We start from the raw sequence: 24,869 nt of genomic DNA, 5'->3' as shown, positions 1-24,869 counted from the left end.
CTCACTCGCGAAACTCCTTCACTACGGCGGCGATACAGGATTGCGAAGCGGTCATGAAGATGGGCAGGACGCGATCGACCGCGCCCTCGCAGCGACTCTTCAACGCCGCCGCGATCGTGTCGACCGGACCGACCACGGCGAAAGCCGCCAGCATCTCGTCGTCGATGAGCGAGCCCATGGTGTCCCACTCCCCCGCCAGGGAGAGCCGGTGCAGTTCGGTGTGCAAATCGCCCCAGCCATGCAGCTCGAGGACCTTGCGGTAGGCCGGCGTCGACCCGTAGAACGCGATCTGCTTGCGCACGGCGGCGCTGGCGAGCGCCAGTTCGTCGTCGTTTTCGCCGGTCGCAACCAGCACCTCGCACGACACCTCGAAGACGCCGCGATCCCGCCCGGAGCGTTGCATGCCGCGCAGCAGGGCCGGCAGGGTCACCTCCTCGAGGTAGCGCTTCGAGACCATCGGGTGGCCGAGGTGGCCGTCGGCGACCTCGCCGCACATCTCGGTCATCGTCTCGCCGACGGCGGCCAGGAACACCCTCGGCGGCGAATAAGGCTGCGGCTCGGGCGTGAACATCGGCGTCATGATCTTGTGCGTGTAGAAATCACCCTCGAAACGAAGCTTCGCGCCGTCCCGCCACGCCGACCAGATCGCGTGCAGCGCGCCGACGAATTCGCGCATCCGGGGGGCCGGATGGCTCCACGGCATGCTGAACCGCTTCTCGATGTGGGGCTGGATCTGGGTGCCCAGGCCGAGGATGAACCGGCCCTGCGAATAGGCCTGCAGGTCCCAGCCGATGTTGGCGACGATCATCGGATTGCGGGCGAACGCGACCGCGATGTTGGTGCCCACCTCGAGTCGCGAGGTGTGTTCGGCGGCCAGCAGCACCGGCAGGAACGGGTCATGGTTGGTTTCGGCGGTCCAGCCGCCGTCATACCCTTCTTGTTCCAGAGCGCCGGCGACATGCGGCACCCGGGCGAGTTGATTCGGGATGCCCCCGTCGAGCTTGAGGCGGGGGGTGCTACCCATGCGGGCAACTTTACAGTAAGCAATCCAGTATGTGACCCTACTCGGCTAGTGGCGATCGCAAGCGCGGCGGAGCCGGGCGCGGCGGGTCGCCACCATCGACGTAGTCACGACGGATCGGCATGAGGTAGGACATAGGCATGACGAAAGCCCAGGACTGGGACGAATCGCTCGACGATCTCGAGCGTCGCCGTGAGCACGCGCGGGCGATGGGTGGGCCGGAGCGCCTGGACAAGCACCGCAAGAAGGGCAAGCTGGACGCCCGCGCGCGGATCGCGCGACTCCTCGACCCGGGCACCTTCCGCGAGTTCGGCACGCTGGTCGGCGGCGACGTCGCGGCCGACGCGCTGATCGTCGGCTCCGGTCTGATCAACGGATCGCCGGTGATGCTGGGCGCCGAGGACTTCACCACCATGGCCGGCAGTATCGGTCCCGGCGGCAACTCCAAGCGGTACCGGATCGCCGAACTGGCGCTGCGCGACAAGATTCCGCTGGTGATGATGCTCGAGGGCGCCGGCTTTCGGCCCACCGGAGGGCATTACGGTCGCAGCCCGACCGATCTGCTGGCCCAGACGCAGTGCTCGGGCCGCGTCCCGACCGTCGCCGCGGTGCTCGGCCCCTCCGCCGGGCACGGCGCGCTGGTGGCCCCGGTCTGCGACTTCCGGATCATGAGCGCCCAGGGCGCGATCTTCACCGCCGGGCCGCCCGTCGTCAAAGAGTCGACGGGAGAGGACATCTCGAAGGAGGACCTCGGGGGGCCGGACGTCGCCATACCCAGTGGCGTCATCCACAATGTCGCCGACGACGACGAGGCCGTGCTCGACGACGTCCGGCGCTACCTGTCGTACTTCCCGCCGAGCGCGTGGTCGTACCCGCCCTCGCTGCCGGGCTCCGATGCGGCGAAGCCGCGGCCGACGCCGGAACTGCTCGACATCGTCTCGCGCGACAACCGCCGGGTTTATGACATGCGCGCGGTGCTCGACGTGGTCTTCGACAGCCCCGACTGGTTCGAGGTGCAACCGCGGTTCGGCAAGGCGGTGATCTGCGCGCTGGCCCACCTCGGCGGTCACCCGGTCGCGGTCGTGGCCAACCAGCCGAAGGTGCTGGCCGGCTCCATCGACGCCGACGCCGCCGACAAGGCGGCGCACTTCATCACGGTGGCCGATTCGTTCCACCTGCCGATCGTCTTCCTCGCCGACAACCCCGGCATGCTCCCGGGCAGCCGCTCCGAGCGCAGCGGCGTGTTGCGCGCCGGCGCGCGGATGTTCGCGGCCCAGACGGCGGCCACCACGTTGAAGCTGCACCTCACGCTGCGCAAGGCGTACGGGTTCGGCTCCATGGTGATGTCGCTGCTGGGTTTCGACCACCAGGTCGCGACGTTCGCCTACCCGGGGGCGACGATGGGTGCGATGAGCGCCGCGGCGCTCAGCCGCGCGTCGCACGCCGGCGAGGACCTCTCCGCCAAGCTGCGCAACGCCGAATTGCAGGCGTCGTATCGGTCGGCCGAACACATGGGTTTCGACGAGCTCATCGACCCCCGCGAGACGCGCGACGCGCTGCTGGCCTCGTTGCTGCGCGGCCTGTCCAGCCGGCAGGCCGCCGCGGAACCCGTGGCGCGCACCGTCATCATGCCCTAACCCCCTTAGCTCTTTCTTTATCCGCGAGCGTGCGTGTTTGTACGCGACATGCCGGTGCCGCGTGACATTCTGCGCACGCTCGCGATCAAAAGGGCTAGGGCGTGGCCGCCCTATAAGCCGCGACGACGGGCTCGAGCTCGTCGGGCGTCGCGCCGTGCATGATCACCGCGTCGGCCCCGTAGTCGAATTCCTTGCGGATGCGCGCGACGCACTGGCCGGCCGATCCGGTGGCGGAGGGTTCCAGCCACTCGTCGGGGATCAGGGTCGCGATGTGCTCGATCTGTTCGGCTGTGGCCTTGTGGTCGATCCCGCCCGCGATCGACGTCACCACCGGGTCTTCCCGAAAGCGTTGCAGCACGGCGGGATCCCAGTCGTTGGTCCGCACCAGCAGATCGCCGTACCCCTGCAGGTAGGTGGCCAGGCGCGCGACGGTCTTCTTCAGCCGCAGCGGTTCGGGAAGGTGATCGCCGACGGTGGCGAAGCACGACCACACCCGCACGCTGTCGGGGTCGCGGCCGGCCTTTTCCGCGGCCGACTTGACCGTTTTGACGCACCGCTGCAACGTCTCGGGGGTGAAGTAGGTGTGCAGGATGACGTCGTCGAAGACCCGGCCGCCGAGCGCGAGCGTGTTGGGCCCGAAGGCCACCAGCGCCAAGCGGATGTCCTCGTTGAAGTCCGGGTCGAGGAACAGGATGGGGTACTTGCCCATGGGGCCGTCGTGGTTGAAGATCAGCTCGCCGTGCCACAGCCGGCGCATGACCTGGGCCCAGTCCTCCATCTGAGCGGTCGTCACCGCCGGGATGCCGAACGCCCCATAGATGGCCGCGATGCCGCGGCCGATGCCCAGCGTGAACCGGCCGCCGGAGAGCCGATGCATGGTGGTCGCCCAGGATCCGGTGATCAGCGGGTGGCGGGTGTTGTGATTCGTTGCGGCGGTGGCAATTTGCATCCGGCTGGTCACCGCGCACGCCGCCCCGACGAGCGAGGACGCCTCCTTGACGTTCCAGCGCTCGGAGATGAACGCGGTGCCGAAGCCCAGTTCCTCGCCGCGGCGGGCCTCATCCATCAAAGTCGCCGGGCCCTCCCCGCCGGCGCCGGCCAGCAGGTAGTAGCCCAGCTCGTCGAGTGCGCGCTCGCTCAATTCCAAACCCCTTGCTTGTAGCCGCAATTCCAGACCTCAGTGATCTTGCCGGCGACCACGCGGAACACCTCGATGCTCCCGACGTTGGTTGCGGTGCCGTCCTTGGTGGTCATCGTCGAGTCGTAGACGATCGCCACGTGCTCGCCGTCGTCGCCGGTGACCACGATGTTCAGGTCGAAGCGCAACCTGTCGAACAGTTCCCACACGTCTGCGACGCGTTGCACCGCCTGCGCGTGGGTAAGCGTGTGGGACGCGCCGACCTCGTGCCGAATCACGGTGTCGGCGAACAACTCCCCGGCCAGTTCGACGTTTCGCTCGTTCCAGACCACCAGGTTGTAGAGCTCTACCACCTCGCGGGCCGTCCGCGTGGTCACCCGGCCACCTCGCCCAGGAAGCGCTCGGTCACACCGAGCACGCGCCGCGAGAAGATGTGCCCGACGTGGCTGCCGTCATACCAATACAGCTGCCCGCCCCAGCGTTCCTGTAACGCCTCCGCGGGCTCGCGCATCGCCATGCGGTCGTGCCACGCCCCGACGATGAGCCGGCGCGGCGGGGGCGGCGCTGGTTCGACGCGCAGCGGATCGATCACCGAGGTCAGCTTCGAGACCTCCGGGGACCCGAGCAGCTCGCGGAACGCCGCGCGCGATTGCCCGAAGCGCCCCAGGTGCCGCGCGATCATCGCGTTGAGCCCCAGGATCGGGGTGTACATCGCCACGGCGTCGACCTGCCGCTCGAGGTGCGACACCAGCGCGGCCACCGGGGTGCCCATCGAAATCCCCGCCACCACAACGGCGGTGGCCTGCGGCTGAACCCAGCGCACCACCGCGCGGACCTCCGACACCGCGCGCATCATGCCCGCCACGTTGCCCAGCGGATCCACGTCGGGGTAGGCCGGCCATTCGCCGCGCCGGCAGCCGTGGCCGGGCTGCACCGGCATGGCGACGTTGAACCCCAGGCCGTGATGGATCCGGCCGATGCGGGACAGCAACAGGTCTTCGGCGCCGCCCTGACCGGCGCCGTGGACCCACACCAGCCAAGGCCGCGGGCCTCCCCGGTGCCGGCACACGTGCACCACCGCCCGCGCGGTGCTGCCCAGCCCGTCGGCCTCCAGCGTGGTGGGCAGCCTCGGATCGTGTTCGAACTTCATCCGCTCGTATGCCAGCCCGGCGATCCGCCGCCGCCGCACCGCGCTGGGGCGCACCGGTTCCGGTTCGGCGTGTGCCCTATCGATGCCCAGCGCCGACAGTTCCTCGGCCGCCGCGGTGCACTCCTGCACCGGCCGCGCCGCAGGGGGGCTCCCGTTCAGCAGCGAAAAGCCGCTCAGCACAAGCTCGTCCAGCAGAACCTCGCCGAATTGCCGCACCCCGCGCGGCGACGCCGGTGCCCAGCCGGTCGATTCGTGGAGGCCGGCCACCGTCCGCGGCAGCAGGAGGCCCAACTCGCGGGTGATGTCGATCGCGCGACGCAGCATCTACGCCAGCTTGAAGCCGGTGTATCCGCCGGCCGCGATTTCGTCGCAGCGGCGACGGTATTCGGGGATTCCGCCGGTATAGCCCATATACATCCGTTTCTTGCCGGGCACGTTGCCACCGTTGTACCAGGAGTTGCACGACGGGTGCACAAGCACCGTCGGCGCGACAAGCGCGGTGGCGTGGTCGATCCACTCCTGCTGGGCGGTGGCCAGCGCCTCGATGCTGCGGATGCCGTTGGCGCGCAGGTGGGCGATGCAGTCGCCGATCCACTCCACGTGCTGCTCGAGCGCGGCGACGAAGTTGGTTGCGGCGCTTGGGCTGCCGGGGCCCTGGATGGTGAACAGGTTCGGAAAGCCGGCCACCGCCAGCCCGAGATAGGACAGCGGCCCCTCCGTGGCCCAGAATTCACCGAGCGACATGCCGCCGCGGCCCCGGACGTCGATGCGGCTGAGCGCACCCGTCATCGCGTCGAAGCCGGTCGCGTACACGATCACGTCGAGGTCGTACGACCCGTGCTCGGTGCGAATGCCGGTCGCCGTGACCTCGCGGATCGGCGACGTGCGCAGGTCCACGAGCGTGACGTTGTCCCGGTTGAACGTCTGGTAGTAGCCGTGGTCAATGATCGGTCGCTTGCAGGCGAAGGGGTGGTCGGGAACCAGGGCGGCCGCGGTGCGCGGATCCTTGACGATCCGGGCCACCGCCTCGCCGTACAGTTTGGCGGCCATCCGGTTGGCGTCGATGTCGAAGAAGACATCGCCCCAGCTCAGCGCGCCCATCACCCCGCCCTCCTCGACGGCGCGCAGTTGCTCGTCGCGCGTCGCCGACTTCAGCGGCGGTCTGGCCAGCATCTCGAACAGCACCGAGAAGGCGCTCAACCGGGCCGCGCCGATCGGGTGGGCCCGTTGCGCCGCCCGGATCTCGTCGTAGCGGGCCTTCATCTCGTCCAGCTCGCCGGGCTCGAATCGCCGCACCTCCCAGGGCAGCGTGTATGTCGGCGAACGCTGAAATACTGTCAGCTGCAACGCTTCCCGCGCCACCACGGGAATGAGCTGGACGCCGGTCGAGCCGGTGCCGATGACACCGACCCGCTTGCCGCGCAGATCGCAGCCCTCGTTGGGCCAGCGGCCGGTGTACAGCGACGTTCCCGTGAAGGTGTCCATTCCGGGGATGTCTGGCTCGAGCGGCACCGACAGGATGCCGGTCGCGGCGACGACGAACGGGGCTCGGAAGGTCTCGCCCGCGTTCGTGGCCACCACCCACTCCCCGGCATCCTCGTCGAAGGTCATCGCGACGACCTCGGTGTGGAATTGGATGTCGCGGCGAAGGTCCAGCCGGTCGGCGACGAAGTTCAGGTAGGCCTCGATCTCGGGCTGCGCCGGCATCGACTCCGTCCACACCCATTTCCGCTGGATGTCGTCGGAGAAGCTGTAGGAGTACTCGATGCTTTCGATGTCGCATCGCGCGCCCGGGTACCGGTTGAACAGCCAGGTGCCTCCGACGTTTTCGGCTTTCTCCAGCACCCGCACCCGGACCCCCGCCTGCCGCAGCCGGTGCAGCATGTACAGGCCGGAGAAGCCGGCGCCGATGACCAGGGCGTCGAAGTGCGCGTCCCGTCCACCCATTGAGCAGCTCCTTGCCCTGAACCGGCCGAACTGCTGAAATCTATACTGTAATCAATTTAGTATCAATCAGTGCGGAAGGCGCCGGCGTGAAAGTGCCCTTTACCTGGAAGGTAACCGGGTGGTTCATGGTCGGGTGGTCGCCGGAATTCCCCATCGGCGAGGTGCGGCCGCTGCACTATTTCGGCGAGGACCTGGTGGCCTACCGCGACGAGCGCGGCGAGTTGCACGTCCTGGAGGCGCACTGCAAGCATCTCGGCGCCCACCTCGGCCACGGCGGCCAGGTGGTCGGCGACTGCGTCGAATGCCCCTTCCACGGGTGGCGCTGGGGCCCGGACGGCACCAACCGGTACATCCCCTACCAGCCGGAGCGCCCCAATCGCGCGCTGCGGCTGCGCGTGTACCCGGTCCGCGAGCAGTACGACTGCGTGTTCATCTGGCATCAGCCCGACGGCAAGGAGCCGCAGTGGGAGATGCCGGACATCTTCAACAAGTTCCCGCAATTCGAGACGGATCCGGCGGCCTATTACCGCGCGTACCCGGAGTTCTCCCGGCGCGCCGAGCGCGAGCCGGTGCACCCGCAGATCGTGGCGGAGAACGCGCCGGACAGCGCCCATTTCGAGTACGTCCACCACGCGACGGTGACGCCGCGGGTGCTGGACTGGAAGATCGTCGACCACGAATGGCAGTTCGTCGCGGGCTGGCCGGACGCGCACAGCGACAACCCCGAGGACCTGGCACTGCGCTTCCACAGCCACCTGTTCGGCCTCGGCGGGGCGATCAGCGTCTTCGAGGGCGCGCAGAACCATCGGCTGATCTTCACCTGCACCCCGGTCGACGACGAGTGTTCGGACCTGTTCTATTCGATCTGGTGGCCGCGGGTTCCCGGTGACACCGCGGACGTGCCGGAGGGCAAGCTGCGGGAGCTCATCGAGAAGCAGTTCCTGTCCACCGTCTTCGACGACCTACAGATCTGGCGTTACCAGAAGTACGTCGAACATCCGGCGCTGTCCAAGGTGGACGCGAAAGGGTATATGGCGCTGCGCAAATGGGCGACCCAGTTCTACGAAGTGCCGGCATGACGGCGCTGGAGAACCTCGCCGCGCCCGGCCACACCGCGATTGTCACCCAGGAGTGCCAGGGCGCGGTGATGGGCCCGAACGCCGGCCTGGGAATGCTGGCCACCGAGGCGCGCCGGGTCGCCCTGCCGAACATCGTGCGGCTGTTGCCCCCGGCGCGGGCGGCCGGGGTGCGCGTCGTGCACTGCCTGGTGCGGCGGCGCCCCGACGGGCTCGGCTCCAACCACAACGCGAAGATCTTCGCCATCGGAGGAGGCGCCGTCGACATCACCCCCGGCACACCCGGGGCTGCCCTGCTGCCCGAATTGGGCCCCGAGCCAACCGATTTGGTCCTGAGCCGCTGGCACGGCGTCGGGCCGATGGGCGGTACTGACCTGGACGCGGTGCTGCGCAACCTCGGGGTTTCCACCATCGTCGTGGTGGGCGTTTCGCTCAACATCGCGATCCCCAACGTCGTCATGGACGCGGTCAACGCCGCCTACCGCGTCGTCGTGCCCGAAGACGCCGTCGCCGGCGTGCCCGCCGACTACGGCGCCGCCGTCATCGCCAACACGCTGTCATTGCTCGCGACCATCACCACCACCGACGACCTGCTTCGGGCGTGGCAGCGCCCATGACCGAGACAGCACCAGGGGTGCGCGGCGGCTTCCCCGAGATCAAACCGGCCGAGCGCGCGCCCGCCGGGCTGGGCCGATTCGTCGCCGCGATGCGCCGGCTGCAGGATCTCACCGTCTCCACCGACAGCTCGAGCTGGGACGCCGCGGCCGAGCACGTCGAACGGGCGTGCGCGCTGCTGGACGGGCATCAGGTACCGCAAGGCGTGGCGCCGGGAGGGCGGGTACTCGAGCTGCCCGGGCTGGGGCACCCGCTGCTGCCGCCCTGGCTGGTCACCGAATCGGGACCGGGCGGCGTCACCATGGACGGGCACTTCTCCCGCGCCCATGTGGGCGGGAACAACGCCGTGCACGGCGGGATGATCCCCCTGTTCTACGACTGGCTGTTCGGCATGGTGGTCTCGACCGCCGGTTGCCCGCCGACCCGCACCGCCTTCCTGCACGTCGACTACCGCAACATCACCCCGATCGACGCGCCGCTGACCGCCCGGGGCCGGATCGCCGACGTCGACGGCCGGAAATTCTTCGTTGCCGCTAGCATGACCGCTGCCGACGGCACACTGCTCAGCGAAGCCAACGGCCTGATGGTCCGCCTGCTACCCCACCAGCCGTGAGAGGCACGATGTCCGACACCACAACGCAATTCACCGTGCCCGAGGTCGCCCAGGCCGTCGCCGCGGCGATCCCCGACCGCGACCTGGTGATCCAGGGCGACCGGCGCTACAGCTACGCGCAGATCCTCGAGCGGGCCGACCGGCTCGCCGCCTACCTGCACAAGCGCGGACTGGGTTGCCACACCGAGCGTTCGGGCCTCGCCGGCCACGAGGTGGGCCAGGACCTACTCGGCCTGTACGCCTACAACGGCAACGAGTTCGTCGAGGCCTTGCTGGGCAGCTTCCAGGCGCGGGTCGCGCCGTTCAACGTCAACTTCCGCTACGTCAAGAGCGAGCTGCAATACCTGCTGGCCGATTCCGGGGCCACCGCCCTGATCTACCACGCGGCGTTCGCGCCGCGCGTCGCCGAAATCCTGCCGGAACTGCCGCAACTGCGTGTCCTGATTCAGATCGCCGACGACTCGGGCAACGACTTGATCTACGGCGCGGTGGATTACGAGGCCGCCCTGGCGTCCAGCGCGCCGGAACCGCCGCCCGCGCAGCACTCGCCCGACGACCTCTACGTGCTCTACACCGGCGGCACGACGGGGATGCCGAAGGGCGTGCTGTGGCGCCAGCACGACATCTTCATGACGTCGTTCGGCGGGCGGAACCTCATGACCGGTGAGCCGTCCGCGTCGGTCGATGAGATCGTGGCCCGGGTGGGCGAGGGGCCCGGGGCCAAGTTGCTGATCCTGCCGCCGCTGATCCACGGGGCGGCGCAGTGGAGCGTGATGACCGCGATCACCACCGGACAGACCGTCGTATTCCCGTCGATCGTCGATCATTTGGACGCCGACGACGTCGTGCGCACCATCGAGCGTGAGCGGGTGCCGGTGGTGACGGTGGTCGGTGACGCGATGGCGCGGCCGCTGGTGGCCGCGATCGAGAAGGGCGTCGCGGACGTGTCGTCGCTGGCCGTGGTCGCCAACGGCGGCGCCCTGCTGACCCCGTTCGTCAAGCAACGCCTGATCGAGGTGCTGCCGAACGCCGTCGTCGTCGACGGCGTCGGATCCTCGGAGACCGGGGCGCAGATGCACCACATGTCCGCCCCGGGCGCGGTGTCGACCGGCACCTTCAACGCCGGACCCGACACCTTCGTGGCGGCCGAGGACATGACCGCGATCCTCGCGCCGGGCCACGAGGGCATGGGGTGGCTGGCGCAGCGCGGCTATGTTCCCTTGGGCTACAAGGGCGATGCGGCCAAGACCGCCAAGACTTTCCCGGTGATCGACGGCGTGCGGTACGCGGTCCCGGGCGACCGCGCGCGCCACCGCGCCGACGGCGCCATCGAATTGCTGGGCCGCGATTCGGTGACGATCAATTCCGGTGGCGAGAAGATCTTCGTCGAGGAGGTCGAGACCGCGATCGCGTCGCATCCCGCGGTGGCAGACGTGGTGGTCGCCGGCCGGCCCAGCGAGCGGTGGGGCCAGGAGGTGGTGGCCGTCGTCGCGCTCGCCGAGGGTGCGAGCGCCGACGCCGACGAACTCGTCGCCCACGCCGCAAAATCGTTGGCCCGTTACAAGCTTCCCAAGGCTGTGGTGTTCCGTCCGGTGATCGAGCGCAGCCCGTCGGGCAAGGCCGACTACCGGTGGGCGCGCGAGCAGGCGGTGAACGGCTAAGCATGCCGGTGCTGCAGAAGGACGAGACGCTGACGGCCTCGACCGAGGTGCGGGCGTCGCCGGAGCGGGTGTACGCCGTCGTCTCGGACGTCACGCGCATCCCCGAGTGGAGCCCCGAGACAACGCGCGCGGAGTGGTTGGCGCCGAACCGCTTTCGGGCGTGGAACCGCCGCCGGCTCGGCCGCTGGAAGACCGTCGCCAACGTGGTGGAAGCGGAGCCCGGACGCCGGTTCTCGTTCGTCGTGCAGGCGATGGGCGGCGACTGGACGCAGTGGACCTACCTCATCGAGCCGGGCAGCGCCGCCGGCACCACGCGCCTCACGGAGACCTGCCGGATGTGCGTCCCGCTGCCGTTCGGCGCCGTGGTTTTCGAACACCTCTTCTTGTTCGTGCGGGACCGCCGCGCGGATCTGCAGCGCAACATCGACGCCTCGGTGGACCGGATCCGGGCGATCGTCGAGGCGGGGGCCGGCGCGTGAAATACCAAGGGCGTGTCGCCGTCGTCACCGGTGCCGGCTCCGGCATCGGGCGCGCGTTGACAATTGCGCTGAGCCGGGGCGGCGCGCGCGTCGCGGCGTCCGACATCGACCAGGAGAACCTGGCCCTGACCCAGAGAGCCTGCCCGCCCGGGACGGTGACGGCGTACCGGGTGGACGTCGCCGACCGGGACGGGATGCGCGCCCACGCCGACGAGGTGCGCCGCGACCTGGGGCCCGCCTCGATGGTGTTCAACAACGCCGGCGTCGACCTGTTCGCCAGCGTGGCGGACATGTCCTGGGCGGACTTCGACTGGCTCGTCGGGATCAACATCGGCGGTGTCGTCAACGGCACCAAGGCATTCCTTCCGCAGCTCATCGAGTCGGGTTCGGCCGAGCGCCCGGCGCGGCTAGTCGCCTGTCCAGCGCCTTCGGTCTGATCGCGATCCCGTACCAGGGCGCCTACAGCACTTCGAAATTCGCGGTGCGCGGCCTCACCGAGGTGCTGCGCCAGGAGATGATCATCGAACGCCGTCCGGTGACGGTGCATTGCGTCCATCCCGGCGTGGTGCGTACCAACTTCGGGGCGAACATGCGCACCGCGGCCACCGAGGATCCCGATTTGGCGGCGAAACTTTTCGGGCGCGCGGCGCTCACTTCTCCGGAAAAGGCGGCCCGGGTGATTCTCCGGGGAGCCGAAAAGAACCGGGCCAGAATCCTCATCGGGCCCGACGGGCGCGCGATGGCGGCGATGCCCCGGGTGCTGGGCGCGGGCTACGCCGCCCTGCTGGCGCGTGCCGCGAGATTGACGCGCTAGCCGAGTCTGCCGCGCCCATATTGTCTACTGTAAGAATTACAGTACGATCTTACGCAAGGACCGCACGTTCCTGCTGAAGATGCTGGAGACCTAGGTGACGACCAACGTCCGCACCGGCCCCCCAACCGGGCACGAGACCGTCAGCCTGCGTGACCCCTACCCGTTCTTCGCTCACAAGCGGCGGCAGGCCGGCGCGTTCCGCGGCACGGTCATGGACTACTCGAAGACGCCGGAGTCGCTCAGGCCGAAGCGCGAGTACTCCGCGGTGTCGTTCGACGCGGTGAACACGGTGTTCCGCGACGGCCGGGTGTTCAGCTCCGCGCCGTACGACAAGACGATCGGCTTGTTCATGGGGCCGACCATTTTGGCGATGGAGGGTAAGAAGCACCGTGACCATCGCAACCTGGTGTCGGCGGCATTCAAGTCCAAGGCGCTGGCCCGGTGGGAGCCCGCGATCGTGCGGCCGATCTGCAACGCGTTGATCGACGAGTTCATCGACTCCGGCGAAGCCGACCTGGTTCGGCAGTTCACCTTCGAATTTCCCACCCGGGTGATCGCGGAACTGCTCGGGCTGCCGGCCGAGGACCTGCCGATGTTCCGTCAGCGGGCCGTGGAGTTGATCAGCTACCACGTCAACTACGAGCGGGCCTTCGAGGCGTCGGCGGCGCTGAAGGATTACTTCGTCGAGCAGATCGAGCGACGCAAGTCCAAGCCCACCGAGGACATCGTCGGCGACCTGGTCAGCGCCGAGATCGACGGCGAAAAGCTCAGCGACGAGGCGATTTACTCCTTCCTGCGCCTGCTGCTGCCCGCCGGTTTGGAGACCACGTACCGGTCGTCGGGAAACCTGCTGTATCTGCTGCTCACCCATCCGGAGCAGTTCGCGGCGGTGCAAGCGGATCGCGAGCTGATCGGCCAGGCGATCGAGGAGGGGCTGCGCTACGAGACGCCGCTGACCACCGTGCAGCGGTTCACCACGGAGGACACGGAACTCGAGGGCGTCGAGATTCCGGCGCGCGCCGTCGTCGGCGTGTGCATCGGCTCGGCGAATCGCGACGAGCGGCGCTGGGAACGCTCCGAGGAGTTCGACATCTTCCGCAAGCACCTACCGCACATCTCGTTCGCCGCCGGTGAGCACACGTGTCTGGGACTTCACCTGGCGCGGTTGGAAACCCGCGTCGCGCTCGAATGCCTGCTGAATCGGCTGACCAACATCGAGCTGCTCACCGACGGCGATCCACACATCCACGGCCAGCCGTTCCGGTCGCCGAATGCGCTTCCGGTGACGTTCGAAGCGCAGTAGGGTCCGGGAATGGTTAAGGTAATGGCGGGCTTTCGGGTCCTCGAGCTTGCGCAGTTCACCTTCGTCCCGGCGGCGGGCGCGATCCTGGCCGATTGGGGCGCGGACGTCATCAAGGTCGAGCACCCGGTGCGCGGCGATACCCAACGCGGCTTCCTCAACATGGGCGGCATCCAGGTCGATCCCGAGCGCCACCCGCTGATGGAACATCCCAATCGCGGCAAGCGCAGCGTCGGGATCGACGTGTCCACGCCGGGCGGCCAGGAGGTGATCTACGAACTGGCCAAGGCCTCCGACGTGTTCCTGACCAATTACATGCCCGCGGTGCGCCAGAAGCACAAGTTCGACGTGGAGCACATCCGCGCGGTGAACCCGAACATCGTCTATGCCCGCGGTTCGGCGTACGGCGACAAGGGACCCGAACGCAACGTCGGTGGCTACGACGGCACCGCATTCTGGACGCGCAGCGGCATCGGCTACGCGCTGACACCCGAGGAGCTGGGTGGCGCGCTGGGGCAAGGCATTCCGGCGTTCGGCGATTCCATCGGCGGCATGTTCATCGCCGGCGGCATCTCGGCCGCGCTGCTGCACCGGGAGCGCACCGGCGAGGCCGTCGAGATGGATGTGTCGTTGCTGAGCACCGCCTGGTGGGCGGCGGGCGCCAGCGTGACGCAGGGCATGGAGACCGGCGAGGTGATGCGCACGCCCATGCCGGGTTCCGGCGCGCCATCGGTGAATCCGTTCATGGGCAACTACGAAACCTCCGACGGCGGCACGATCAACCTGTGCATCATCAGCCCGACCGGCCTGATCCGAGACACCTTCGAGCACCTCGGCATCCCTGAGGCCGCCGATGATCCGCGCTTCTCCGAGGTGCTCCCGCTGATCCAGAACGCCGACGCGGCCGCGGAACTGATCGCAAAGTCCTTCGCCGGCAAGCCCTTTGCGTACTGGCGCGAGCACCTCAAGACGATGAAGGGTCAGTGGGCGCCCTTCCAGAGCCTGCTGGATCTCGTCGACGACGAACAGGCCATCGCCAACGACATGATCGCCGAGGTCGAAGTCGCCAGCGGCGGGAAGCCGTTCCGCGTCGTGCGCGGGCCGGTCCAGTTCAACCACGAGCCGCTGGTGACAACCCGTGCGCCGCAAGCCTCCGAGCACACCGAAATCGTGTTGATGGAACTCGGCATGGACTGGGATCGCATCGAACAACTCAAGGACGCGGGGGCCATCGCTTGACCGACGCCTACTACGAGCTGATCGGTTCGCACGATCAACTCGGTGAGAGGTTCAGCGCCTCGGATCATGTCATCAGTACCTGGTCGCCGACGATGCAGAATGCCGCGCCCGTGTCGGCGTTGCTGGTGCGCGCCCTGGAGCGCTGCTCGCCACGCGACGATGCCCGCTTGAGCCGCGTCGTCGTCGACCTCCTGGGACCCGTCCCGGTGGCCGGGCCCTTGTGGGTGCGCTCCCACGTCGAGCGCCCGGGCACCAAGATCGAGCTGCTGAACGCCCAGATGCTGGCGCCGGGCCCCGACGGGCAGCCGCGACCGGTCGCCACCGCGATCGCGTGGCGCTTTCAGGCGGGCGACGCGGCGGAGCTGTTCTTCACGCCCGCTCCCCCGCTGCGACCGCTCGGCGAGGGGCGGCTCCGCCCGCCGGACAATGACGCCAACCAGACGTACATCCAGAGCCTGGATTGGCGCTGGCTGAACGACATCCTCAACGACGTGCCCGGCGAGTGCTGGGCCAGGCCGATCGTCGACCTCGTCCAGGGCGAATCGATGACCCCGATGCAGCGCCTGTTCGCGGTGGCCGACATCGCCAACGGCATGGGCAGCCGCCTCAGCGTCGCCGAGTGGCTGTTTCTCAACACCGACCTCACGGTGCACATCCACCGCGTCCCCGACGGCGAATGGATCGGCGTCAGAGCCGAAAACCACTATGGCCGCGACGGAGTCGGCGTCTCCATCGCCACGCTCTTCGACCAGCACGGCGCGGTGGCGGCCCTGCAGCAGGCACAGCTGGTGCGCCGGCGTTAGCGCCGCCCGAGACAAGGAGATACCGATGACGAACGACGTCGCCATCATCGGGGTAGGTCTGCACCCGTTCGGCCGCTTCGAGGGCAAATCGGCGATGCAGATGGGCGTCGACGCGATCTTTGCCGCGGTTGGCGACGCCGGTGTCGCGTGGCAGGACATCCAGTTCGCGACCGGCGGCAGCTGGACGGTGGCCAACCCCGACGCCATCGTCGGCATGGTGGGCCTGACCGGCATCCCGTTCACCAACGTCTTCAACGCGTGCGCGACCGCGGCCAGCGCCGTCAAGGCCTGCGCCGACGGAATCCGGCTGGGCGACTACGACATCGGCATCGCCATCGGCCTGGACAAGCACCCGCGGGGGGCGTTCACCGAAGATCCGGCGCTGGTGGGCATGCCGAGCTGGTATGCCGAGAACGGGCAGTACCTGACCACCAAGTTCTTCGGCATGAAGGCGAATCGCTATCTGCACGATCACAACATCTCCACCGAGACGCTCGCGAAGGTCGCCGCGAAGAATCTCCGCAACGGTGCGCTGAACCCAAACGCATTCCGCCGCAAGGCCATCCCCGAGGACCAGATCCTGAGTTCGCCGGTGCTCAATTACCCGCTGACCCAGTACATGTTCTGCGCGCCCGACGAGGGCGCCGCGGCCGCGGTGATGTGCCGCGCCGATATCGCGCGCCGCTACACCGCCAAGCCCGTGTACCTGCGGGCGGTGGAGGTCCGCACCCGCCGTTACGGGGCCTACGAGGTGAACACCACCTTCGCGCCGGTCGACGAGGACGTCGCTCCGACCGTGTACGCCGCGCGGGCTGCGTTCGAGAAGGCCGGCGTGGCGCCCGAGGACGTCGACGTGATCCAGCTGCAGGACACCGACGCGGGCGCCGAGATCATCCACATGGCCGAGTGCGGGTTCTGCGCGCACGGCGATCAGCAGAAGCTGCTCGCCGACGGCGCCACCGAGATCGGCGGCGCCATGCCGGTCAACACCGACGGCGGGCTGATCGCCAATGGTGAACCGATCGGCGCCTCGGGGCTGCGCCAGATCCACGAAATCGTCCGCCAGCTGCGCGGTGAGGCGGGCGACCGCCAGGTCCCCGGCGATCCGCGGGTCGGCTTCACCCAGCTCTACGGCGCGCCCGGCACCGCCGCCGCGACGATCCTCACGACCTGACCTTCGCCGAGCGTGAAGCTGTTGCGAGATTTTGGCGGCAAACTCGCAACAGCTTCACGTTCGGCGACGCGGAGTCCACGATCGCGCTTGTAACTTTCGGCCGACCCATCTCGTCGTAGTAGCGAGCAGGCAGGAAGCACTGCCCGCAAAGCAGGTCGCCGAAAGGAATTGCGATGTCACGTCTGGGTCCGGTCGTCGCGATCGCGATCGCCGCCACCGCAACCGGTTCGCGTGGCGCTTGGGACGGTGGGCACACGTCGACTACATCGTGGATACGCCGTTCGGCACCCAACTCATGCTGCCCGCGCTGCACTGTGTCGCCGCCGGGGTCCTGATCCCCGCCCTACCCCGCCGCTAACTATCGAAGGAGTCGCCATGCACATCGTGATCTTCGGCGCCAACGGCGTGACCGGACGCCTGCTGACCCGTCGTGCCCTCGACGCCGGTCACTCGGCGATCGCCGTCACGCGGCAACCCGACGACTTCCCCATCACCGATCCGCGGCTGACGATCGCGGGCGCGGACGTGCGGCGCGATGGCCTGGCCGGCATCGTCGCCGGCGCCGACGCCGTGCTGTCGACGCTCGGTGTGCCGTTCACCCGCCGGCCCGTCGACACGTATTCCGTCGGCACCCGCAACATCGTGAACGCGATGCGGGAGGCGAGCGCCAACCGGCTTGTCGTGGTGAGTAGCACCGGCGCCCAGCCCGCCCGCGGCCGGCGCGATGCGCCGCTGGCGTTGCGGCTGTTCGAGCCGATCATCGCCCACACCATCGGTAAGACCGTCTATGGGGACATCCGGGAGATGGAGGCGTTGGTGCGAGACAGCCGGCTCGACTGGACGATCGTGCGACCGTCGGGCCTGTTCGATCTGCCCAGAGTGACGAATTACCTTGCGGGAGAGGTAGAACCGGTGGGGGCGTTCACAGCCCGCACCGACCTGGCGGACTATCTCGTCAAGCTCGCCGAAGATGGTGCGGCACGACGGAAGACCGTTGTCGTCTCGACAACGGAGCACACGCCGACGGTGTGGGAGATGATCCGCCGCGAGGCGTTCAAGAGCGCCCCGCCGCACACGCCGGGGCGTACCTCTTCACCGACCGTGTAAATGTTGCGACGACACGCCGAGGGCGGTTGCGGTGATTGCACGTTGGGCTCAGGATCAACTCGTTTTCTTCACCGGCGGTGAGTAATTCGGCTTGCCCAGCTCGAGGGCGTACTGGCCGATCATGTTGCGGAACACCTCGAGCGTGCCCCCATAGATGCCCACCAGCGGAGCGAACCGGAAGGCATACTCGGCGCTCCCGTCGTCGGCGGCGCCATCGGTCCCGAATGGCAGCGTCGACGCGGCCCCGAGGATGTCCATCAGGTCCGGGGAGATGTCGCGCATCGTTTGGGCGATCGCGACCCGGCCGTAGATGCTCGGGGCCGACAGCGCGACCTCCAACCGGGCGGCGCTGCGGCCCAGCCGATACACCACGGATTTGTCGTCGATCAGCCGGCGCCCGTCCGGGCCGGGCCGGGTCACGGACGCCGCCGCGTTGTCGACGGCCTCCGCCAGAGACCCGGCCTGGTGCATCATGATCGAGGTGTCCTGCAGCCCGTCGGGCGCCGCCGCGACGGCGCCGTGCTCGACGTTGAGCGGCTCCCGCAACACGGTCCAGCCGGCGTTCACGTCACCCAGCCGGTACTTGTCGTCCACACGGACGTCGCTGTAGTAGACGATGTTGGTCCGGTCGCCGTCCACGGTCCGGAGGCCCTGAATCTCGATGCCCGGCGAATCCAGCGGAACCAGAAACATGGTCAGGCTCTTGTGTTTCGGCGCCTCCGGGGCGGTATTGGTGATCAGGAACACGTATTGGCAGTTGTGCGCCCCGGTGGTGAACATCTTGGAGCCATTGATAATCCAGCTCGATCCATCCGCCTCCCGCACCGCGCGGGTCTTGCAGGTGGCAACGTCCGAGCCGCCCTCGGGTTCGGTGTAGCCGAGGCACAGCCGGACCTCGCCGCTGAAAACCTTCGGCAGCACCTCGTCGCGCACCTCGGGCGTGCCGAACTTCGCCACCGAGCGCGCCACCATCGCGGTGGTCCCCCACGTCACCCAGGGCACGTGGGCCCGCCGCTTCTCCTGCTCCCAGATGCGGCGCCGGACCCGGCTGAACCCGCCCTCGGCCGCCGGCTTCCACTCGGCCTCCAAATAGCCCGCGGCGCCGAACTTCAGGTGCAGGCCCTCGTCGAAGTTGTCGCCCGTCTCGCGGTCGCGACGGCGCACCTCGTCGGTCATGTGGGTGCTCAGGAAATTCCGCGCCTCGTCGCGGAAGGCCTCGTCTTCCGCGGACAGCTCGACTCGGGAGAAGTCCATTGCCTTTCGCTCCTGTCCTAGGCCGGCTGGGGTGTGCTCTCGCGGGCCGCGACAATCTCGCCGACGCGCAGCGCGGTGGCCCCGGGGTCGCCGGCGGCCAGCGGCCATCCGCGGGCGCGTACCAGGTACGCGGTGGCCGCGGCCTCGGACGAAACCCCCAGGCCGCCCTGGATGTGCACCGCCATCGTCGCCGCCTTGGCGGCCTCCTCGGCCATGAAGACGAAGGCCGACGGCGCCAAGTCGGGGCGTTCGTCGGGTTCGTTGTCCAGGAACCAGGCGGCCCGGCGGGCGAGGTTACGCCCACCCTGAACCGTGATGGCCATGTTCGCCAGGGGGTGCGAGATGGCCTGCAGGGTCGAGATCGGCACGCCCAGCGTGTAGCGGGTCTTGGCGAACTCGGCGGCGATCGTCATCGTCTCCTCGACCAGGCCCACCAGGGCGGCAGCGGTCAGGAGCCGCCATTCGTCCAGGGCGCGTTGGTAACTCGCCACCGCGTCGGGCCCCTCGGCGACGACGGTGCGGGTCTCCGCGGCGGCGGGATCCACCCAGGCCATCGGCAGCCGGCCGATGTTGTCCAGCTTCGCCGGCCGGGTGCCGAAGGCCAGCCGCACCACCTGATCGCCGTCGCGGACGATGATGTGGTCGGCGATCGACCCGGTCGGAATCAGGCGGGCACCCGGCGCGGCGTCGAGGCGCGCGTCGAGCCCGGCGAGCTGTTCGCCACTCGCCACACGGGCGGTGTCGGCGCCCAGCCCGCCGAGGCGTCCGAGCAGCCGGGCGGCGCACACGTGGTCGATCCACGGCACCGGCGCCAGTGACCGGCCGATCTCCTCGGCCACCAGGGTGAGGTCGACCAGCGTCGCGCCGTCGCCGCCGCAGGACTCCGGCAGCGCCATCGTGGTGGCGCCCATCGCGCACAGCCGTTCCCACAGGTCCTTGTCGAACCCGGATTGCTCTGCCGCGCGGACGGTTTCGATCGAGCAGTGCGTCTTGAAGAATTGCTTGTACGCGTCCTGCAGCGCCACGTGGTCTTCGGACAGGCTGTAGTCGAGTCGGCGCAGTTCGAAGCGGTCCATCGTCAATGTTCCTTCCCGAAGAAGAAGTCCTGCGCGTTGTTGTACAGGTAGTTGTCCAGCACCTCGGGCGGCAGGTCCAGTGCCCGGGCTTCGGGGATCACCCGGCGCATTCGCAGCACCGGCCAGTCCGACGCGTAGATCACCTTGTTGGGTCCGCGCGTTCGCATGTAGTGCAGCAGGCTTTCCGGCAGCCGCTTGGGCGACCACGCCGACGTCATCAGGCGCAGGTTGGCGTATTTGAGCAGCAGCCGGATGGCGACGTCCCACCATGGGTCGGCCCCGTGGATCATGCATAGCTTCAGCTCCGGGAACCGCACGCAGACGCGGTCCAGGTGCATCGGGTGCTGCACCTCCCCCGGAATCGGCGGGCCCGGGATGCCGGTGTTGACGCACAGCGGCAGCTCCAGCTCCGCACACTTCGCGTAAAGCGGGTAGTACACGGCGTCGCTGGGCGGATATTGCCCATCACCCCAAAAGCTCGGCCCCACTACGGCATACGCCACCGGCAGGTCGCCGGCGACGGCGGTCAACTCGCGCAACGACCGCACCGGGCGCAGCAGGTTGACCCCACCCATCGCCAGGGCGAACCGGTCCGGCCTGGCCTCGATGAATTTGCGCGCGGTGATCGACGGGCTGGCGATCGAATCCATCAGGATCGCCTTTTGCACCCCTTGTTCGTCCATCTCGTCGAGCAGCTCGGAAAGATCCACCGGCGCGAACATCGATTCCGGACCCTTGAAGTAGTCGTCGCGGACCTTGAGCATCCAGGTCGGCTGGGAGTCGGCCTCCCCGAAGTGCACGTTGATCAGGCAGTCGATCGCTTGGGTGTTCATGACACCTTCTCTTCGGCTTGCTCTCGGGCCCATCGGTAGTTGGGCTTGCCGTTCCCCAGGCGCCGGATCTGCTCGACGAAGATGAACGCCTTGGGGGCCTTGAAATGCGCCAGCTGCGCGGTGCAGAAGGTGTAGAGCGCGCGCGCGTCGGCGCTCAGATCGGCGCCCGGGTGGGGCGCGACGAGCGCGACCACCTCCTGTCCCCACCGCTCGCTCGGCCGTCCGACCACCAGGGCGTCGGCGACGCCCGGATGCGCCCGCAGTACCTCTTCGACCTCCTCGACGAACACCTTTTCGCCGCCGGTGTTGACCACCAGCGAATCGCGGCCGAAAAGCCTTATCGTGCCGTCTTTTTCGAGGGCCGCCCGGTCGCCGGGTATCACCACGCGCCGGCCGTCGATCTGCGGGAAGGTGAGCCGGGTAGCCTCGGCGTCGCCGAAATAGCCGAGCGGAATCCGGCCCGTCCGGGCGGCCCAGCCGACCTCCTGTTCGCCGGGGCGCAGGAACCGCGTGCGGTCGGCGGAGACGACGGTGGCCCCCTCCCTGGGCTGGAAGGTTTCGCTGGCGGTCCCCTCGCGGCTGTGCCCGAACGCCATGTTGCCGCTCTCGGACGACCCGTAGCCCTCGATGATGGTGACGTGCGGCAGGCATTCCATCAGCGCCCGTTTGTATTTCGCGTTGGTGGCGGCCCCGCCGGTGCCGATCGCGTTGAGCGCGGACAGGTCGTACCGGCGCGCGCGGAGCTCGGCGATCAGCGGCCCGGCGTACGCGTCGCCGACCATCGTCATCATGCCCACCTTTTCGCGCTCGGCGGTTTCCCACACCGACCGCACGTCGAGCTTGTTGCGGTCGTCATAGAGCACCACCGGCAGCCCGGCGCACAGCGCCGCGAATGCGGTCCACATGCCCGCGGCGTGCATCAGCGGGGAAACCGCGAACCAGGCCGGGCCGCCGCCGCGCACCTTGTCGTGGATCTCGGCGACGCTGTCGTGGTCGGCGCCGACCATGGACGACACGTACATGTCGCTCTGGCGCCAGAGAACCCCCTTGGGGCGCCCCGTCGTTCCGCCCGTGCACATCATGATCAGATCGTCCGGCGACCCCACCGGGTGCGCGTCCGGGTCGCCGGCGGCCAGCGCGTCGTCCAGCGACACCGCGCCCGGCAGTTCGGGTGCGCCGCTGCCGTCGTCGATGGAGATCAGCAGCTCGGTGCCGACGGGGGGCAGCACGTCGGCGAACCGGGCGCCCAGCGCGCGGTGGTAGATGATCGCGCGGGGCCGCACGTAGGCGAGCAGGTCCGCGATTTCGCGCGGCGAGTAGTGGTGGTTGACGTTGACCGGGACGGTGCGCGCCTTGAGGCATCCGATCACCATGTCGGGGTACAGGTCGTTGTACATCAGCAGCGCGACGCGGTCCTGGCCGCATTCCCAGGGTTCGAGCTCCTCGCGCTCGGCGTGGGCGCCGAAACCCTTGCCGCCCAGGAAGTTTGCGAGCCGGGTGGTGCGGGTCGCCGATTCGCCAAACGTGCTGCGGCGGTCACCGCAGACCGTCATCACACGGTCTGGAATGACGTCGGCGATGGCGTCGAGAACGGCGCCCACGGTCCATTCGCTCATCGTGTCGGCGGCTAGGCGGACGATCCGACTGGGACCCCAAGCAGGTCGAGGGCGTTGTCGCGCATGATTTTTCGGACCTCGGCATCGCTGAAACCGACGAGCTCTTCGGTGAAGGACACCGGTGACTCGAGGCCTTCGCCGTGCGGCCAGTCGGATCCGAACAGGATTTTGTCGACGCCGATCGCGTTGGCCAGCTCCGCCAGGTCGTCCTCGTAGTAGGGCGCGATCCAGACGTTGTTGCGCAACTGCTCGACCGGGTCCTCAGGAAAATGCCGCGGGTAGTTGTTGGCCACCTTCTTCAGGCGCTTGATCAGCCGGTGCACGAAGTAGGAGCCGTTTTCGATGCTGACCGCCTTGAGTTTCGGGTGGCGGGTGAACACGCCGTGCACGATCATCGACGCCATCGTGTCGTGGATGGCGCGGTCGTCAAGGAGCACCTGATCCAGCGGGTCCTTTTCGCCGAACCCCTCGAAGGTCGCCTTGCCGCCCCACTGCGCGGCGATGTGCAGATAGCCGCTGTCGCTGAGGTGAAAGCCCACCGGGACGCCCGCCTCGGCCAGCCGGGCCCACACCGGGTCGTGGCTGGGATCGCCCAGTGACCTCGGCTTGACCACGCCGGGCACCGGCGCCGGCCGCACCAGCACCAGTTTGGCGCCGCGGGCCAACACGAACTCGACCTCTTCGAGCGCCTTGGCCGGATCGGCCAGCGAGATGATCGGCGCCGCAATGATTCGGTGATCGGGCCGGTCGAAGCCCCAGTCCTCGTCGAGCCAGAGGTTGAAGGCGTGCACCGACGCCATCGTCGCGTCGATGTCTTCCTTGAGCGCCTCCTCGACGCCGCACCCGAACGTCGGCAGCATGAATACCGTCTCGATGTCCTGGGTGTCCATCACTGCGACGCGCGCATCGCGGTTCTGGTATTCGGGATGATCGCCCAGCCGCTCGACTTTCATCAGCGAGGCTGGGTCGACGCCCTCGGGGATCTCGCCGCGGAACAACAGATCGAGGCAGCCCGGCACGATGATCGGGTCGAAGGTGACGTTGGGGATGAAGTGGTTGACCCGGTCCCCGATCACGGCCCAGGTGCGCTTGCCGTCGCTGACCATCTGCACGCCGCGGCGCTTGAACTTCTTGTCCAAGTGGCGGGTGAAGGCGTCCAGCGGCTCGTAATAGTGGTTGTCGACGTCGATCGGCCGGTAATCCAAGTCAGCCATGATCATCCTTTCCGGTGCCACCGGCAAAATTAAGCTTCGGTCGAAGTGAGGGAAGGGAATTGGGGCGGGCGCTTCTCGAGGAAGCTGGTGATCCCCTCGATGACATCCGGTCGCGGCATCGCCTCGTGCAGCAGGACCTCGGCCTGCGCCGTGGCGTCGACGACGTCGCGGGTGGCGTCGGCGTAGACCTGCTGTTTGGTTGCGGTTCACGCGGGCGTGGCGGCGGTTGTGGAATGCGCTACCGATAGGTATACAGTATGCGTACAAAGTCGGGTGGATTTCCGGTGGGTCGAGGGTGAGGAGGTGCCGCGGCAGATGTCCGGCAGCGACGGTGCTTCCGAAGACGCCGTGCTCTACGAAGCCACCGCGAGCGGCGTCGCGATCCTCACCTTCAATCGCCCGGATCGCCTGAACGCCTGGGGCCCCGACATCGCCGCCGCGTTCTACGCCGGGATCGACCGCGCCGAGCAGGACCCCGACATCCGGGTGGTCGTGGTGACCGGTCGGGGCAAGGGATTCTGCGCCGGCGCGTATCTGGGCGCGCCGAGTTCGGCGCCCACCTACGGCAAGACGATGGAGAAGGCGGCCCAGACCGACCTGGCCGCGTTGGTCGGCGAGCGTCCACCCCATTTCGTGACCACGCTTCGCAAGCCCGTCGTCGCGGCGATCAACGGTGCCTGCGTCGGCATCGGTCTGACCCAGGCGCTGATGTGCGACGTCCGTTTCGCGGCCGCCGGGGCCAAGTTCGCCGCGGTGTTCGCGCGCCGGGGACTGATCGCCGAATTCGGCATCTCCTGGATCCTGCCGCGGCTGACCAGCTGGGGGGTCGCCCTCGACCTGTTGCTCAGCGGCCGCACCTTTCTCGCCGAGGAGGCGGCCGAGCTTGGCCTCGTCAAAGAAGTCGTTGCGCCCGAAAGCCTGTTGGCGCGCGCCCTCGAGTACGCGGAGGACATCGCGCGAAACTGCTCGCCCGCCGCGATGGCGGTGATCAAACAGCAGGTCTACGCCGACGCCACCCGCGACGTCGTCGACGCCACGGCGCAGGCCGAGGTCCTGCTGCACGAGGCGATGCCGCGACCGGATGTCATCGAGGGGATCACCA

General features: G+C 68.4%; 22 protein-coding genes and 2 pseudogenes. 13 read left to right on the top strand and 11 right to left on the bottom strand.

Features of this window, described 5'->3' with window-relative positions; all coding sequences use genetic code 11:
* Window position 1 precedes the first annotated feature (1 nt).
* Window positions 2-1,024, bottom strand: coding sequence for an LLM class F420-dependent oxidoreductase (locus A5673_RS06415; protein ID WP_068228699.1), 1,023 nt, complete (start codon window positions 1,022-1,024; stop codon window positions 2-4).
* Window positions 1,025-1,161: 137 nt separating this feature from the next.
* Between A5673_RS06415 and A5673_RS06410 the strand changes: the two genes are divergently transcribed.
* Window positions 1,162-2,658, top strand: coding sequence for an acyl-CoA carboxylase subunit beta (locus A5673_RS06410; RefSeq protein ID WP_068228696.1), 1,497 nt, complete (start codon window positions 1,162-1,164; stop codon window positions 2,656-2,658).
* A 94-nt stretch (window positions 2,659-2,752) separates the two neighbouring features.
* On the opposite strand, the gene A5673_RS06405 is transcribed toward A5673_RS06410, so the two are convergent.
* Genes A5673_RS06405 through A5673_RS06390 form a run of 4 tightly spaced genes read right to left on the bottom strand, consistent with a single transcriptional unit; the run spans window position 2,753 to window position 6,893 of the window.
* The gene (locus tag A5673_RS06405) at window positions 2,753-3,799 is read right to left on the bottom strand and encodes a TIGR03857 family LLM class F420-dependent oxidoreductase (RefSeq protein WP_068228693.1); all 1,047 of its coding nucleotides are present in this window, start codon (window positions 3,797-3,799) and stop codon (window positions 2,753-2,755) included.
* On the bottom strand, window positions 3,796-4,173 hold the full coding sequence (locus tag A5673_RS06400) for a nuclear transport factor 2 family protein (RefSeq protein WP_068228690.1): 378 nt from the start codon (window positions 4,171-4,173) through the stop codon (window positions 3,796-3,798). Before A5673_RS06400 ends, A5673_RS06405 begins: the two co-directional genes overlap by 4 nt.
* Window positions 4,170-5,270, bottom strand: a complete 1,101-nt coding sequence (locus tag A5673_RS06395; protein ID WP_068228687.1) for an alpha/beta hydrolase — start codon at window positions 5,268-5,270, stop codon at window positions 4,170-4,172. The genes A5673_RS06400 and A5673_RS06395 overlap by 4 nt, the downstream gene beginning before the upstream one ends.
* Window positions 5,271-6,893, bottom strand: coding sequence for an NAD(P)/FAD-dependent oxidoreductase (locus tag A5673_RS06390; protein WP_068228685.1), 1,623 nt, complete (start codon window positions 6,891-6,893; stop codon window positions 5,271-5,273).
* 86 nt (window positions 6,894-6,979) lie between these two features.
* Here A5673_RS06390 and A5673_RS06385 point away from each other — a divergent pair, with 86 nt between their 5' ends.
* The 11 genes and pseudogenes from A5673_RS06385 (at window position 6,980) to A5673_RS06335 (ending at window position 17,774) form a co-directional block, all read left to right on the top strand.
* Complete coding sequence (locus tag A5673_RS06385; RefSeq protein ID WP_068228682.1) at window positions 6,980-7,972, top strand: Rieske 2Fe-2S domain-containing protein; 993 nt, start codon at window positions 6,980-6,982, stop codon at window positions 7,970-7,972.
* Window positions 7,969-8,586 carry a cysteine hydrolase gene (locus A5673_RS06380; protein WP_068228679.1) on the top strand — a complete coding sequence of 206 codons (618 nt, stop codon included), beginning with the start codon at window positions 7,969-7,971 and terminating at the stop codon, window positions 8,584-8,586. The genes A5673_RS06385 and A5673_RS06380 overlap by 4 nt, the downstream gene beginning before the upstream one ends.
* Complete coding sequence (locus tag A5673_RS06375; RefSeq protein ID WP_068228676.1) at window positions 8,583-9,197, top strand: PaaI family thioesterase; 615 nt, start codon at window positions 8,583-8,585, stop codon at window positions 9,195-9,197. Before A5673_RS06380 ends, A5673_RS06375 begins: the two co-directional genes overlap by 4 nt.
* Window positions 9,198-9,205: 8 nt before the next feature.
* Entirely contained in the window at window positions 9,206-10,858 is a 1,653-nt protein-coding gene (locus A5673_RS06370; RefSeq protein ID WP_068228673.1) for an acyl-CoA synthetase, read from the top strand.
* 2 nt (window positions 10,859-10,860) lie between these two features.
* Window positions 10,861-11,337, top strand: coding sequence for an SRPBCC family protein (locus A5673_RS06365; RefSeq protein WP_068228670.1), 477 nt, complete (start codon window positions 10,861-10,863; stop codon window positions 11,335-11,337).
* Window positions 11,334-12,151 (top strand): annotated as a pseudogene (locus A5673_RS06360) (SDR family NAD(P)-dependent oxidoreductase). Before A5673_RS06365 ends, A5673_RS06360 begins: the two are co-directional and overlap by 4 nt.
* A gap of 94 nt (window positions 12,152-12,245) precedes the next feature.
* A complete protein-coding gene (locus tag A5673_RS06355) occupies window positions 12,246-13,454 on the top strand; it encodes a cytochrome P450 (RefSeq protein WP_068228667.1) in 1,209 nt (402 codons plus the stop codon).
* A gap of 21 nt (window positions 13,455-13,475) precedes the next feature.
* Window positions 13,476-14,690, top strand: coding sequence for a CaiB/BaiF CoA-transferase family protein (locus tag A5673_RS06350; protein ID WP_068228664.1), 1,215 nt, complete (start codon window positions 13,476-13,478; stop codon window positions 14,688-14,690).
* Entirely contained in the window at window positions 14,687-15,493 is an 807-nt protein-coding gene (locus A5673_RS06345; protein WP_068228661.1) for a thioesterase family protein, read from the top strand. The genes A5673_RS06350 and A5673_RS06345 overlap by 4 nt, the downstream gene beginning before the upstream one ends.
* 25 nt (window positions 15,494-15,518) lie before the next feature.
* A complete protein-coding gene (locus A5673_RS06340; RefSeq protein WP_068228658.1) occupies window positions 15,519-16,667 on the top strand; it encodes a thiolase family protein in 1,149 nt (382 codons plus the stop codon).
* A gap of 375 nt (window positions 16,668-17,042) precedes the next feature.
* Window positions 17,043-17,774, top strand: coding sequence for an NAD(P)-dependent oxidoreductase (locus A5673_RS06335; RefSeq protein WP_068228655.1), 732 nt, complete (start codon window positions 17,043-17,045; stop codon window positions 17,772-17,774).
* A gap of 54 nt (window positions 17,775-17,828) precedes the next feature.
* On the opposite strand, the gene A5673_RS06330 is transcribed toward A5673_RS06335, so the two are convergent.
* From A5673_RS06330 to A5673_RS29870, 6 genes and pseudogenes are all read right to left on the bottom strand, one after another.
* A complete protein-coding gene (locus A5673_RS06330) occupies window positions 17,829-19,028 on the bottom strand; it encodes an acyl-CoA dehydrogenase family protein (RefSeq protein WP_068228652.1) in 1,200 nt (399 codons plus the stop codon).
* A gap of 17 nt (window positions 19,029-19,045) precedes the next feature.
* The gene (locus A5673_RS06325; protein ID WP_068228649.1) at window positions 19,046-20,104 is read right to left on the bottom strand and encodes an acyl-CoA dehydrogenase family protein; all 1,059 of its coding nucleotides are present in this window, start codon (window positions 20,102-20,104) and stop codon (window positions 19,046-19,048) included.
* 2 nt (window positions 20,105-20,106) lie between these two features.
* The gene (locus A5673_RS06320; protein ID WP_068228646.1) at window positions 20,107-20,937 is read right to left on the bottom strand and encodes an amidohydrolase family protein; all 831 of its coding nucleotides are present in this window, start codon (window positions 20,935-20,937) and stop codon (window positions 20,107-20,109) included.
* Window positions 20,934-22,553, bottom strand: coding sequence for an acyl-CoA synthetase (locus A5673_RS06315; protein ID WP_068228644.1), 1,620 nt, complete (start codon window positions 22,551-22,553; stop codon window positions 20,934-20,936). Before A5673_RS06315 ends, A5673_RS06320 begins: the two co-directional genes overlap by 4 nt.
* Window positions 22,554-22,564: 11 nt before the next feature.
* Window positions 22,565-23,767, bottom strand: a complete 1,203-nt coding sequence (locus A5673_RS06310) for an amidohydrolase family protein (RefSeq protein ID WP_068228796.1) — start codon at window positions 23,765-23,767, stop codon at window positions 22,565-22,567.
* Between the two features lie 29 nt (window positions 23,768-23,796).
* Window positions 23,797-23,964, bottom strand: a pseudogene (locus tag A5673_RS29870) (enoyl-CoA hydratase); the annotation flags it as partial.
* 118 nt (window positions 23,965-24,082) lie between these two features.
* Here A5673_RS29870 and A5673_RS06305 point away from each other — a divergent pair.
* A partial coding sequence (locus tag A5673_RS06305) for an enoyl-CoA hydratase (RefSeq protein ID WP_068228793.1) occupies window positions 24,083-24,869 on the top strand: 787 nt, incomplete at its 3' end.

The sequence above is a fragment of the Mycobacterium sp. E3198 genome (genome assembly GCF_001667015.1).
Taxonomy (GTDB): Bacteria; Actinomycetota; Actinomycetes; order Mycobacteriales; family Mycobacteriaceae; genus Mycobacterium.
Note: the sequence above shows the minus strand (reverse complement) of the source record. Positions and strands in the feature narration are given on the sequence as shown.